This is a genomic window from Agromyces italicus DSM 16388 (assembly GCF_000421545.1).
Lineage (GTDB): Bacteria > Actinomycetota > Actinomycetes > Actinomycetales > Microbacteriaceae > Agromyces > Agromyces italicus.
In genome coordinates, this window is the sequence record NZ_ATXF01000007.1 from 207,084 (window position 1) to 220,641 (window position 13,558).

The 13,558-nt window shown below is 70.3% G+C and carries 10 protein-coding genes and 1 riboswitch; of the genes, 8 read left to right on the forward strand and 2 right to left on the reverse strand.

The genetic code is table 11. The annotated features are described in order from the left end of the window. Window positions 1-182 precede the first annotated feature (182 nt). The 5 genes from H516_RS0111360 to H516_RS0111380 all read left to right on the forward strand — a co-directional run bounded on the left by H516_RS0111360 (window position 183) and on the right by H516_RS0111380 (window position 6,223). On the forward strand, window positions 183-1,505 hold the full coding sequence (locus H516_RS0111360) for an extracellular solute-binding protein (protein ID WP_022889834.1): 1,323 nt from the start codon (window positions 183-185) through the stop codon (window positions 1,503-1,505). A gap of 68 nt (window positions 1,506-1,573) precedes the next feature. Further along, window positions 1,574-2,500 (forward strand): carbohydrate ABC transporter permease, encoded by a 927-nt coding sequence (locus H516_RS0111365; protein ID WP_022889835.1) that lies wholly within the window; start codon window positions 1,574-1,576, stop codon window positions 2,498-2,500. Beyond that, a complete protein-coding gene (locus H516_RS0111370; RefSeq protein ID WP_022889836.1) occupies window positions 2,497-3,345 on the forward strand; it encodes a carbohydrate ABC transporter permease in 849 nt (282 codons plus the stop codon). Before H516_RS0111365 ends, H516_RS0111370 begins: the two co-directional genes overlap by 4 nt. Continuing rightward, entirely contained in the window at window positions 3,342-4,985 is a 1,644-nt protein-coding gene (locus H516_RS19765; protein ID WP_084620646.1) for a beta-N-acetylhexosaminidase, read from the forward strand. Before H516_RS0111370 ends, H516_RS19765 begins: the two co-directional genes overlap by 4 nt. A 50-nt stretch (window positions 4,986-5,035) precedes the next feature. After that, window positions 5,036-6,223 carry an ROK family transcriptional regulator gene (locus H516_RS0111380; protein WP_022889838.1) on the forward strand — a complete coding sequence of 396 codons (1,188 nt, stop codon included), beginning with the start codon at window positions 5,036-5,038 and terminating at the stop codon, window positions 6,221-6,223. Between the two features lie 31 nt (window positions 6,224-6,254). Here the strand turns inward: H516_RS0111380 and H516_RS0111385 are convergent, their stop codons facing one another. Further along, window positions 6,255-8,021 (reverse strand): glycoside hydrolase family 35 protein, encoded by a 1,767-nt coding sequence (locus H516_RS0111385; RefSeq protein ID WP_022889839.1) that lies wholly within the window; start codon window positions 8,019-8,021, stop codon window positions 6,255-6,257. Window positions 8,022-8,157: 136 nt separating this feature from the next. Between H516_RS0111385 and H516_RS0111390 the strand changes: the two genes are divergently transcribed. Further along, a complete protein-coding gene (locus H516_RS0111390) occupies window positions 8,158-9,177 on the forward strand; it encodes a LacI family DNA-binding transcriptional regulator (RefSeq protein ID WP_022889840.1) in 1,020 nt (339 codons plus the stop codon). Window positions 9,178-9,327: 150 nt separating this feature from the next. Here the strand turns inward: H516_RS0111390 and H516_RS19770 are convergent, their stop codons facing one another. After that, the gene (locus H516_RS19770) at window positions 9,328-10,989 is read right to left on the reverse strand and encodes a beta-N-acetylhexosaminidase (RefSeq protein ID WP_157432240.1); all 1,662 of its coding nucleotides are present in this window, start codon (window positions 10,987-10,989) and stop codon (window positions 9,328-9,330) included. Between the two features lie 165 nt (window positions 10,990-11,154). Continuing rightward, a riboswitch (ZMP/ZTP riboswitch) is annotated at window positions 11,155-11,236 on the forward strand. A 49-nt stretch (window positions 11,237-11,285) separates the two neighbouring features. Between H516_RS19770 and glyA the strand changes: the two genes are divergently transcribed. Next, the gene (glyA, locus tag H516_RS0111400; protein WP_022889842.1) at window positions 11,286-12,575 is read left to right on the forward strand and encodes a serine hydroxymethyltransferase; all 1,290 of its coding nucleotides are present in this window, start codon (window positions 11,286-11,288) and stop codon (window positions 12,573-12,575) included. Between the two features lie 93 nt (window positions 12,576-12,668). Further along, window positions 12,669-13,553, forward strand: a complete 885-nt coding sequence (locus tag H516_RS0111405; protein WP_022889843.1) for a bifunctional methylenetetrahydrofolate dehydrogenase/methenyltetrahydrofolate cyclohydrolase — start codon at window positions 12,669-12,671, stop codon at window positions 13,551-13,553. Window positions 13,554-13,558: the final 5 nt, after the last annotated feature.

Sequence of the window (13,558 nt, forward strand, 5' to 3'; positions counted from 1 at the left end):
GGGGCTTGCACTTCTATTAATAAAGCTTGATACTTAATTAATTCGACCACCAGGCACGTGACACCGTCGCGCAGGCCCGGGGAGAACCTGCACAGCACGACGACGTGATCACGCTCACGCGCCGTGAGCGCGGCTCCTCCGGCCGAGCAGGAGGCCGAATGCACACCGACAGAGGAGATCACATGCGAAAGAACGCTCGCGCGGCGGCCATCGCCACGGCCGGAGTTGCGGCCCTGCTGCTCGCCGGATGCTCGACCGGCACCGGCACCGGCACGACCGCCGCCCTTCCCGACGGCATCCCCGACACCGTCGAAGCCGACGGCGACACGCTCACCGTCTGGGTCATGCAGGACGACTACAACGACGAGACGCTCGCCGCCATCAACGAGCGGTTCACCGAGCGCACCGGCGCGGAGGTCGACGTCCAGATCCAACAGTGGGACGGCATCACGACCAAGCTGAGCACCGCGCTCGCCACGACGACTCCGCCGGACGTCGTCGACATCGGCAACACGCAGGTCGCCGGGTACGCCGCGAACGGCGCGCTGCTCGACATCACCGACTACCGCGACGACCTCGCTCAGGACCAGACCTGGCTGAGCGGCCTGGAGGAGCCGGCGACGGTCGACGGCACCCTGTACGGCATCCCGGGCTTCGCCGGGAACCGCGCCGTCATCTACAACAAGACGCTCTGGGCCGACGCCGGCATCACGGAGGTCCCGATCACGTGGGAGGAGCTGACCGCCGACCTCGACGCGCTGGCCGCGGCCAACCCCGCGCCGGACTTCTCCCCGCTGTACCTGCCCGGTCAGCACTGGTACGTCGGTCTGCAGTTCATGTGGGACCACGGCGGTGAGATCGCGGCACTGGAGGACGGCGAGTGGTCCTCCACCGCGGGCTCTGACGCATCGCTCGAGGGCATCGAGGCGTGGAAGGAGTTCCAGAACGCGTACTCCGCCGAGTCGTCGCGGACGGTCTCCGCAGACAAACCCGAGCAGGAGCAGATCTTCGCCGACGGCAAGGCGGGCGCGATCATCGCCACGAACGGTGCGATCAACGCCATCCTGAACGCGAACCCCGAACTCACCGAGGCAGACCTCGGCACGTTCGCGCTGCCGGGGCAGATCGACGACACGCAGCCGGTCATGCTCGGCGGGTCGGTCTGGGGCATCGCCGCGAAGAGCGCGCACCCCGACCTCGCCCTGATCTGGACGCAGATCGCAGTGAGCAGCGACATCCAGGTCGACTTCGTGTTCGGCGGCCAAGGCCTCATGCCCAACAGCGAAGAGAACATCGCCGCCGTCGCGGGCGACCTCGGCGAGACCAAGATCGGCTTCTTCGACGCCGCACTCAACTCGCGTGCGACGCCGGCCTCGCCGGGCTGGACCGAGGTCGAGGGCGCCAACCTGCTTCAGGATCTGTTCTCGACCGTGGCATCCGGTGCGGCCACGCCTGAAGAAGCCGCGGCGACGTACGACAGCAAGGCCGACGAGGCCCTGAACTGACCCAGGGGGTGGGCGCTCGCTGTGAGCGCCCACCCCTTGTCCGACCCGCACCCGATCCGGAGAACGCCGTGACCACTCGACCCCGTACCGGGCGCGCCTTCGCCGAGCGCCGACTGCCGCCGGTGCTGCTGATGGCACCCGCAGGCCTCGTGCTCGCGGCGGTGACCTTCGTGCCGCTCGTCGTCATGGTGTTCATGGCGTTCACCGACTACGACCAGCGATCGCTGTTCACGGGGGAGTTCTCCTTCGTCGGCGTGCAGCAGTTCGCCGACATTCTCACCGACGGCGACTTCTGGGCCGCCTTCTTCCGCACGATCTGGTTCACCGCGGCACTGGTCATCGGCAGCATCGTCATCGGCGTCGCCATCTCGCATCTGATGACGAAACTCGGCGGCGGCATGCGCACCGTGGTCACGGTCGTGCTCGTGTTCGCGTGGGCCATGCCGAACGTCGCCGCCTCGCTCGTGTGGAACTGGATGTTCCAACCCGGCTACGGCGTCGTCAACTGGCTGCTCACGCAACTGCGCGTCTTCGGCGACATGACCGCGACCGACTGGGGCGCGAACACCGGGCTCGCGTTCACCTCGATCTGGCTGCTCGTCGTCTGGCAGGCCGTGCCCTTCATCGCCCTCACAACCTACGCCGCCGAGACCCAGGTCGGCCCCGAGTACATCGAGGCCGCCAGGCTCGACGGGGCATCCGAGCCGCGCATCTATCGCACGGTCACGCTGCCGTTCCTGAAGCCCACGATCCTGCTGGTCACGATTCTCTCGGTCATCTGGGACTTCAACGTGTTCAACCAGATCTGGCTCGTCTCCAAGGGCGGCCCCGACGGATCGACCTCCACACTCGGCGTCTTTACCTACATCACCGCCTTCGTCGGACTCGACCTCGGCACCGGTGCCGCGCTCGCGCTCATCACCGCACTGCTGCTGGCCGCCATCACGAGCGTCTACATCCGCCATCTCATCCGCTCGGGGGAGGACGACCTGTGAGCGTCGTACGTCGCCGCCGTCTCGGCCGGCCGTCATCGGTCGCCACGGTCATCGCCATCGTCTTTTGCGCCGTCTGGGCGTTTCCGACGTACTGGATGGTGAAGACCGCGTTCACACCCCGCCCCGATGCACTCAGCTCCACGCCGACCTTCCTGCCGCTGAACCCGACACTCGAGAACTTCGAGACCGCGATCTTCCAAGCCGGGTTCTTCGACAACCTGAGGAGCTCGCTCATCGTCACGGTGGGCGCGGTGGTGTTCGCGGTGCTGCTCGGACTGTTCGCGGCCGCTGCGCTGTCGCGCTTCCGCTTCGGCGGGCGCCGCACGATTCTCGTGATCGTCCTGCTCATCCAGATGATCCCGGGTGCCGCGACCCTCATCCCGCAATACCTCGTCTTCAACGAGGCCGGGCTTCTCGGCACCTATGCGGGCCTCATCCTCGCCTACGTGTCGATGACCCTGCCGTTCTCGATCTGGATGATGCGCAGCTTCTTCCTCGCCCTCCCCGCCGAGCTCGAGGAGGCGGCTCAGCTCGACGGCGCCAGCACCTGGCAGGTGCTCACCCGAATCCTCTTCCCGCTCGTGCTGCCCGGCGTGATCGCAACGAGCGTGTTCACCTTCATCAACGCCTGGAACGACTACCTCATCGCGTACACGTTCATGAAGGACCAGAGCATGTACACGCTCCCGGTCTGGCTCGCCTCGTTCACCTCGCCGCTGACCGGTACCGACGTGAGCGGGCAGATGGCGGCATCCGTGCTCTTCTCCCTCCCCGTCGTGGTGTTCTTCGTGCTCCTCCAACGCAAGCTCGTCACCGGCATGTCGGCCGGTGCGGTGAAAGGATGAAATTGGATCCGGTTCTGCTCCCTCGGCCGCAGGTTTTCGAACGAACGGCGGGCGAGTTCACCCTGAATCGCTCCGTGCGTGCCGCTGGCGTCGCGGAGGCCGTCGACGCGATCGCGCTCGTGAGCGAGCGGCTCTGGTCGTCGTCGCGAATCCGCGTCGACCATGCAGAGACGGATGCCGCGGGCCTCCGCTTCATCGCCGATCCGGCGCTCGCGGCGGAGGCCTACGTCCTCGAGGTCGGGCCGTCGTGCGTCGAGGTGCGGGCGTCGTCGTCGGCGGGGTTCGGTCATGGTGCCGTCACGCTGCTGCAGCTCATGGGCGACGGGGTGTGGCGTTCGGCCACGGCAGGCGCACGCGCGATCACCATCCCCGCGTGCCGGATCGAAGACGAGCCGCGTTTCGGATGGCGCGGGCTCATGCTCGACGTGGCACGGCACTTCCTCCCGGTGCGCGAGGTGCTTCGTCTGCTCGACCTGATGGCGATGCACAAGTACAACCGGCTGCACTTCCACCTCACCGACGATCAGGGCTGGCGCGTCGAGATCAAGGCCTGGCCGCGTCTGACGGAGGTGTCGTCGTGGCGCAGCCGAAGCCAGGTGGGCGCCGATGACGCCACCGCGCCCGAGAACGACCGGCCGCACGGCGGCTTCTACACACGGGCCGACATCGCCGAGATCGTCGCCTACGCGGCGAGCCGCGGCATCACGGTCGTCCCCGAGATCGACGTTCCCGGGCACTCGCAGGCCGCCATCGCCGCGTATCCGCACCTCGGGATCCCGACGGCCGACGGTCGCGACCCCGAGGTCGAGGTGTGGCCGCGGTTCGGGGTGAGCGGCTTCCCGCTCAACGCGGAGGAGCCGACCGTCGAGTTCTTCCGCACGGTGCTCGACGAGCTGCTCGAGTTGTTCCCATCGGTCGACATCGGCCTGGGCGGCGACGAAGTTCCCTCGGGGCCCTGGGAGGCGGATCCGCGCTCGTGGGAGCTCGCGCGCGTACGTGGACTGGGACATCCGCGCGAGCTGCAGTTCTGGTTCCTCGACCAGCTCAACGCCCATATCCGAAGCAGGGGCCGGCGCATGCTGGCGTGGGACGAGATCCTCGAGCACGACGAGCCCGAGGGCGTCACGGTGCTCGGCTGGCGCGGCGAGACGGGTGTTCGCACCGCGTTGCGGCGCGGGCTCCCGGTCGTGGCGTGTCCGGACAACGCGCTCTACTTCGACTACCGGCAGTCGGACGACCCTCGCGAGCCGGTCCCGGTCGGCGTCGTCGTCGATCTGCGCACCGTGTACGCGTCCGATCCCATTCCGGCCGGAGCGACGGCCGAGGAGGCGGCGCTCGTGCGCGGCGCGCAGGCGAATCTCTGGACCGAGCACCTCGACTCGTCGCGGGCGGTCGACTACATGCTGTGGCCCCGCGCGTGCGCGCTCGCCGAGGTGCTGTGGAGCGGCCCTGGCGGAGACTTCGACGAGTTCGACCGCCGCCTCGAGACGCATCTGCGACGTCTTGCAGAGCGTGGCGTGGAGTACCGCAGGGCCGATGGCCCGCTACCGTGGCAGGAGCGCCCCGGTGTGGCCGGGCGCGTTCAGGATCAGGCGGAACGTCAGCGGGAGATCGACCTGCTGACCGCGACGATCGCATAGCCGGGAGTCGGCGTGCGCGTCGCTCAGGTGGTGCGAGGAGGAGGCACAGCGTGCGAGATGCTGGGGAAGCGGAAGCCCCGCGCGCCGATCGGGCGACCGACATCCTCTCGCTCACTCCGGCGGACCTTCTCGAGATGCGGCGCAGCGACCCCAAGCCCACGGCGTCGGCGCACGAGGGCCGTCAGCACAACCTCGCGGTGATCCTGCGGCTGCTGTATCAGCACGGTCCGAAGTCCCGTCCTGAGCTTGCACGTCTCAGCGGGCTGTCCACGCCGACGGCCTCCGCGCTCGTCGCCGAACTCGTCGATGCGGGCACCGTGCGCGACCTCGGCATCGTAGCCGAGGCACGGGTCGGAAAGCCCGCCGCCAAGGTCGACATCGCCGCGGACCACAACCTCTGCATCGTGCTCGACCTCACGCATCACGGGGCTTTCACGGGGGCGGCGATCGATCTGAACGGCGCCGTGGTCGACCGGGTGCAGGTCGACATCGGCGACGCGCAGGGCGAGACGGCCGTCGAGCATGCCGTCGAGCTCGCCAACCTGCTCATCGAGCGCGCCGCCGCTCAGGTCATCGGCATCGGCGTGGCCTCGCCGGGGCTGGTCGACGATGAGGGGCGCGTCCGCGTCGCCGACGGGTTGCGGTGGCGCGACGTGCGTCTGGCAGACGTGCTGCGCCGCCGCACCGGAGTTCCCGCGGTCGTCGGCAACGATGTGAACCTGCTCGCTCTGGGGCTGCGCCGGTTCCGTGCGCGTTCCGGTCGCGATGCCGTCGTCGTCGCGATCGACAACGGCGTCGGCGCGGCCGTGCTCGTGAATGGGCAGCCGGTGCTCGGTGAGCAGTTCGCCGCGGGCGAGATCGCGCATCTCACGGTGGATCCGGGCGGTGCGCCGTGCGCGTGCGGCCGCCGGGGCTGCCTCGACGTCGTCGTCGGCGCGCCGCATCTGGCGCGCAGCCTGGCCGCGGAAGGCGCGGGGATCCTCGAACCCGCCGGGCGGGTGCTGGGCGAGGTGCTCGCTCCCGTGCTCAACATCCTGAATATCAACGTCGTTGTCGTGCTGGGCCCGCCCGCGCTCGTCGACGGCCCCTTCGCGCGCGGGGTCGTCGACGGTGTGGCCTCGCGGCTGCGGCCGACGATCGTCGAAGGCCTGGAGATCGAGGTCAGGTCGGGCGACCCGGATCTCGTGCTGCTCGGCGCAGCCGCCGCGGTGATGGAGACGCAGCTCGGCGTGCATTGAGGGCGGGAGGCGTCCAGCGAGGCCGACGCGATCAGGAGCCGATGAACTCCTCGGTGTCGCCGAGCGACGCCGACGCGCGCACCTCGACGGTAGTGCCGAGACGCTCGAGGTCGAGCACCCGCACCTCGTTGCGGCCCGCTCGCCAGAGCGGGGCGGGGGCGTAGAGGGTCTCCTGCGGTCCACGGCTCCAGTACCTGCCGATGAGGAACCCGTTGACCCAGACCATCCCCTTCACGCCTCCCGGGAACGCGAGCCAGGCCTCGGCCGGCGCGGCGACGTCGATCTCCGCGCGCGCGTAACCGTCGACGCCGACGGGTCCGTCGGCCGCGGCTCCGTCGAGCGGGAGGATCCGGTGCGTCCAACCGTGGGCGAAGCGTCGGCCGAGCCGCACCCCGCCGAGGATCCCCTTCTGCTCGCCGAGCTTGGCGCCGTAGTTGATGCGGCCGAGGCTCTCGACGACGATCGTGATGACCAGGCGCCGCGCCGGGCCGGTGATGACGGTGCTCGTGCGACCGTCGCGCTCCAGGATCGCGTGCCGCCGACCGTCGAGGAAGACGACCGCGCGGTCGTGCAGGCCCTCGATGACGAGTTCGGTCTCACCGGTGACGTCGGCGACGGTCTCGTAGGCCACGAGGCCGTCGCCGACACCGAGCTCATCGAACGTCGCGGGGTGGGGTGCTGCGGCCGTGGCGGGCACCGCTCGAACCGCAGCGATGAGGGAGGCTTCGGGCGTCAGGGGAGCGGCCTGGGGCGGTTGGAAGACCGGCTCCGGGGGGAGCTCCGGCAGCGGCCGGTCGTGGCACGGTGCGAACGCGGCGCGTAGTGCATCGAACTTCGCCCCGACCCGACCGTCCTCGGCGATCGGCGCGTCGGAGTCGTAGCTCGTGACGGTAGGCTGCAGCGTGCCGTCCCAGTTCGCGCCGTTCCAGAGCCCGAAGTTCGTGCCGCCGTGCGCCATGTACAGGCTGACGGACCCTCCGGCGGCGAGCAACTCGTCGACGGTGCCGATCATGCTCGCGGCACTGCGGACGTGATGGCGCTCGCCCCAGTGGTCGAACCACCCGCCCCAGAGCTCGCTGCACAGGAGCGGGGTGTGCTCGGGGAGCAACTCGACCGCTGCGGCGACGCCGGTGCCGAAGGTGAAACTCGGCATCGCGCCCTCGACCGAGCCGTGCGCCAGCATGTCGGAGGTCGTGCCGTCGGCCGTAGTGAGGAGCTCGACGATGCCGAGGGAACGCAGCAGGTCGCGCTGGTGCTCGAGGTAGCGCCGATCGGAACCGTAGGAGCCGTACTCGTTCTCGACCTGCACCGCGACGATGGGACCGCCCTCTGCGGCCTGGAGCGGGACAAGCCGGGGCACGAGCTCGCGATACCACGCCTCGACCGCGCGGATGAACGCAGGCTCGCTCGACCGCAGCCCGCGCGTGCGTGCCGTGAGCCACCAGGGCAGGCCGCCGTTCGACCACTCCGCGCAGATATACGGGCTGGGCCGCACGTAGACGTCGAGGCCGATGTCGGCCGCGAGCCGGAGGTACCGTTCGACATCGCGCCAGCCGTCGAACCGGCGCTCGCCCTCGACCTCTTCGTGGAAGTTCCAGGGGATGTACGTGTCGACCGTGTTCGCGCCCATCGCCGCGAGCCGTCGGAGCCGGTCCTCCCACTGATCGGGGTGCACCCGGAAGTAGTGAACGGCCCCCGACAGCATCCGATGCGGGCGCCCGTTCCGCAGCAGCGTGCTGTCGCGGAATGTGAGCGCTGCGTGGTTACCAGCTTCGACCCGAACGTCGGTCGCGGTCATTCGGGCGGCCTCCCAGAGATACAGGCACCGGAAGCGGATCGCGACCGGAAATGTTTGCGTTCACATTATGACGCATTCCTGCCGGACTTTGCGCAGCTTCAGCCGCGCGGTCGTGAACGCTCATTACGATGGGCGCATGCCCCGCCGTTCAGCAGAGGATCGCGCTCCGAGCCAGGTCGACGTCGCACGCGCCGCCGGTGTGTCGACCCAGACCGTCTCCCGGGTCATCTCGGGGCACCCGAACGTGCGCCCCGAGACCGCGCGCCGCGTGATGGCCGCCGTCGACGCCGTCGGCTACCGGTGGCACGCTGCAGCGGCGTCGCTCGCGTCGGGGCGCACGCGCACGATCGGAGTCATCCTCGTCTCCACCGCCCGCTATTCGACCAGCGCGATCCTGCTCGGGGCCGAGGGCGCCGCCGCCGAGGCCGGCTACACCGTCATCACCGCGAGCGTGCCGCAGCACTCAGGTCCGGCGGCGTTCACCGACGCCTTCGACCGGCTGGAACGTCAGGGCTCCGAGGGCATCGTCGTGCTCGCGCCGGTCGGGTTCCTCGCCGAAGCCCTCGGCAGCCGGGTGGAACGCACGCCCACGGTCGGTCATCGGCAATCCGACGGCATCGGCGCGGATGCCCTCATCGATCAGCGCGCCATCGCGCGCATGGCGACCGAGCACTTGCTTGATCTCGGGCACCGCACGGTCTGGCACGTCTCGGGCGACGAATTCTGGCAGGAGTCCAGCGCCCGTCGCGACGCATGGGAGGCAGTGCTCCTCGAGCGCGGTGCGACGCCGCCGCCGGTGATCCCGGGTGACTGGTCGCCCGCGTCGGGCTATCGCGCTGGTCGCACGATCGCCGCGATCCCCGATGCCACCGCGGTGTTCGTCTCGAGCGACGAGATGGCGTTCGGCGTGATCCGAGCACTGCACGAGGCCCGACGAGCCGTGCCGGGAGAGATCTCGGTGGTGAGCGTCGATGACATCGCCCTTGCCGCCTACGCCACCCCGGCGCTGACGACCGTGCGCCAGCCCTTCGAGGAGGTCGGCCGAGCCGCAGCCATGCGCGTGATCGAACTGATCGAGCAACGCGAACCCGTCTCGGTCGAACCGCTGCGACCCGAGCTCGTCCTCCGGGCGTCGACCGCTCCGCCCAAGGGTTGACGCCCGGCGCGCGGTGATCGCGTCGCGACCTCGCGCGTGACGTCGGCGAAAAACCGGTCGATGGCCCCGGCGCGCTCCGTCGGTGCGGGAACTCCTGAATCGATGTCTTCGAGCCGGGCTGCAGCGCAGGGCGGCGCCGCGAGCGCGCCGCTACTCGGCCCAGTCGACCCCGCCGACCTTGCGGTAGGCGACGCCCAGCCCGTCGAGGTGGGCGCCGAGCGTCGGCAGCCGTGAACGGAAGTCCTCCTCGTCGCGGGCGTCGGCGGGCGACCAGGCGACCTCGGCGATCGCGGCGATGCGGGGGAACACCATGAACTCGAAGTCGGGCGGGTTCGAGAGCGTCTCGGTCCAGACCGAGGCGACGACCCCGAGTATGTCGGACTCGTCGAGCCCGCCGACCGTCTCCTCGGGTCGCCAGGCGTAGGCCTCCTCGAGCGTGATCGTGTCGGCCCACCGCGTGCCGAGCTCGGTGCCGAGGGGGCCTGCGGGGCGGTCGGGGTACATCATGTCGAGATAGGTCCGGTCGGCCGGCGCGAGCACGAGCCGCCCGCCCTGCTCGAGGAACGAGTGCGCCTGCCCGGCAGACTCCGGGTACGGGCGCGCGGGTTCGTCGCGACGGTTCGCGGGCATCTCGTGCGCGGCAGTCAGATCCCAGTAGTGCCCGACGGTGCCCGGCGGCAGCTCGTTCGAGGCACCCATCTCGTGGTAGGCGATGACGGTCTTGTCCGTCGCGGCGGCGGCGGCGGTGATGCGGCGCGTCAGGTCGAGGTAGTCGTCGGGCCTCGTCGCGAGCGGTTCGTCGCCGCCGACGTGGATCCAGGGACCGGGCGTCATCTCGGCCACCTCGCCGAGCACGTCGGCGAGGAACCGGTCGGTCACCTCGGCACGCGCCGGGTCGGCGCAGAGCGACGAGAACCCGACCTCGATGCCCTCGTAGGGCGGCGGGGCGACCCCGTCGCAGTTGAGCTCGGGGTATGCGCTGAGTGCGGCGTTCGTGTGTCCGGGCAGGTCGATCTCGGGCACGACGGTGATGAACCGCTCGGCCGCGTAGTCGACGATGCGGCGGTAGTCGTCCTTCGTGTAGAAGCCGCCGCCGTCGCCGCCGACCGAGGTCGAGGCGCCGATGCCGGTGAGCTCGGGCCACGAGTCGATCCGGATGCGCCAGCCCTGGTCGTCGGTGAGGTGCAGGTGCAGCACGTTCAGCTTCATGAGCGCCATCCGGTCGAGGTGCTTCTCGATGTAGTCGACCGGTGAGAAATGACGGGCGACGTCGACGAGCGACGCGCGGTAGGCGAAGCGGGGCTGATCGACGATGGATGCCGCCGGCACCCGCCAGCCGCCCTCGGGCTCGCCGGCGCCGGACTCCTCGATCGCGCCGGGCAGCATCTGCCTGAGCGACTGGGTTCCCCAGAACAGGCCGGCCGGTTCACCGGCGGCGATGCGCACGCCGCCGTGACCGCTCTCGAGCACGTACGCCTCGTCGCCCTCCACCGCCGGGTCGATGACGAGTTCGATGTCGCCGTCGGGGGATGCCTCGGGCTCGGCCTCCTCGACGGGCAGGTCGTACCCCGTCGCCGCCCGCAGCGGGGCCGCGAAGGTCTCGGCGACGGCGGCGGCACCGTCGCCCGACACGACGAGCCGGGTGCGCTCGCCGAGCGTGAAGTCGCCTCGGTCGGTCAGCTCGAACCGCGCCGGCGCGGGCACGAGCCCGGAGAACGGGTCGTCGCCGGAGTCGGCGGAGCAGCCCGTGAGCGCGAAGAGCGACGCGGCGGCGACGACGACGGCGGTGCGGCTGACGGAGGCACTCGGCATCATTGCATCCTCGAAGTGAAAGACAGGAGTCTTGACGAAATCGGCTCGGGGACATCCTGCCACGCGACGACTCCCGCGCGGAAGAGGCTTCCGGCGCCCGACGCCGGCCACGACCGGGCATTCGCGGCGCGACCGGCGGCGGCGCGAGGCATCCATTGCTATGCTTGCCAGCGTCGCGACTGGCGTTGAGATGGATTCCCATCGGGGAGCGACTGGCACGGACCGACCGCACGCCTGGGCCGGTACGCCTGCTGCTGCGCGAGTCGCAGCGGCAGCACCCCCTAGGTCCGTATGTCATGAAGGAGCCAGTCTTGGCCGAATCCATCTTCAACGCGCCCCTCTCCGAGGTCGACCCCGAGATCGCCGACGTTCTCGAGCTCGAACTCGGTCGCCAGCGCGACTACCTCGAAATGATCGCGAGCGAGAACTTCGTTCCCGTCTCGGTGCTGCAGTCGCAGGGCTCGGTGCTCACCAACAAGTACGCCGAGGGGTACCCCGGCCGCCGCTACTACGGCGGCTGCGAGTACGTCGACGTCGCCGAGTCGCTCGCCATCGAGCGTGCGAAGTCGCTCTTCGGCGCCGCGTACGCGAACGTGCAGCCGCACTCGGGCGCGACCGCGAACGCGGCCGTGCTCTCCGCGATCGCCACCCCCGGTGACACGATCCTCGGCCTCGAGCTCGCCCACGGCGGCCACCTCACCCACGGCATGAAGCTCAACTTCTCGGGCAAGCTCTACAACGCCGTCGCGTACGGCGTCGACCCCGAGACCTTCCTCGTCGACATGAACGTCGTGCGCGAGAAGGCCCTCGAGCACCGCCCGCAGGTCATCATCGCCGGCTGGTCGGCCTACCCCCGCCAGCTCGACTTCGCCGCGTTCCGCGAGATCGCCGACGAGGTGGGCGCGAAGCTCTGGGTCGACATGGCGCACTTCGCGGGCCTCGTGGCCGCGGGCCTGCACCCGTCGCCGGTGCCGCACGCCGACGTCGTGTCGTCGACCGTGCACAAGACGATCGGCGGCCCGCGCTCGGGCTTCATCCTGTCGCGCGACACCGAGCTCGCGAAGAAGCTCAACTCGAACGTGTTCCCCGGCCAGCAGGGCGGCCCGCTCATGCACGTGATCGCCGCGAAGGCGACCGCGTTCAAGATCGCGGCCTCGGCCGAGTTCAAGGACCGCCAGGAGCGCACGCTCCGCGGCGCCGCGATCCTCGCCGACCGCCTGACCGCCGACGACTCGCGCGCCGCGGGCATCGACGTGCTCACGGGAGGCACCGACGTGCACCTCGTGCTCGCCGACCTCCGCAACTCGGAGATCGACGGCCAGCAGGCCGAAGACCTGCTGCACGAGGCGCTCATCACCGTCAACCGCAACGCCGTGCCGTTCGACCCGCGCCCGCCGATGGTCACGTCGGGCCTGCGCATCGGCACCCCGGCCCTCGCGACCCGCGGCTTCGGCGACGCCGAGTTCACCGAGGTCGCCGACATCATCGCGCTCGCACTGCAGGGCGAGGCGGATGTCGCGGCGCTCCGCGCCCGGGTCGAGGCGCTCACGGCGGCGTTCCCGCTGTACCCCGGCCTGCAGCAGTAGGCCACCCACGCCGGGGCGACGATCGTCGCCCCGGCGTCGCGCCCGCCCCGAGGCATCCGCCCGCCTGTTCGCCCGCCCGCACCGAGGAGCACCATGACCGCCATCACGCTCGACGGGGTCGCCACGGCGTCCGCCGTGAAGAACGAGCTCGCCGCACGCATCGCCGGGCTGAAGTCCCGCGGCGTCATGCCCGGACTCGGCACGCTGCTCGTCGGCGACGACCCGGCGTCGCGCTCGTACGTCGCCGGCAAGCACCGCGACTGCGCCGAGGTGGGCATCGAGTCGATCCGCGTCGACCTGCCGGTGACGGCGACCGAGGCCGATGTGCGCGCGGCGATCCGCGACCTCAACGCCGCACCCGAGGTGACCGGCTACATCGTGCAGCTGCCGCTGCCCGCGGGGCACGACGAGAACGCGATGCTCGAGCTCATCGACCCCGACAAGGACGCCGACGGGCTGCACCCCACGAACCTCGGCCGCCTCGTGCTCGGCATCGAGGGCGAGCTGCACTCGCCGCTGCCGTGCACGCCCGCGGGCATCGTCGAGATGCTGCAGCGCTACGACGTGCCGATCAGGGGCCGCCACGTCACCGTCATCGGGCGCGGCCTCACCGTCGGCCGGCCCCTCGGCCTGCTGTTCACCCGCAAGGGCCTCGACGCGACGGTCACCCTCACGCACTCGCGCACCCGTGACCTCGCCGCCGAGGTCCGCCGCGCCGACATCGTCGTGGCCGCCGTCGGCGTGCCCCACCTCGTGAAGCCCGAGTGGATCAAGCCCGGTGCCGCCGTGCTCGACGTCGGCATCACCCGCGTGCAGGACGAGGAGACCGGCAAGGCCCGGCTCACCGGCGACGTCGACCCCGGTGTCGCGGCGGTCGCCGGGCACCTCTCGCCGAACCCCGGCGGCGTCGGCCCGATGACCCGGGCGATGCTGCTCGCCAACGTCGTGAAGGCGGCCGCGCTGGGGCTGCAGGGCTGAGAAAG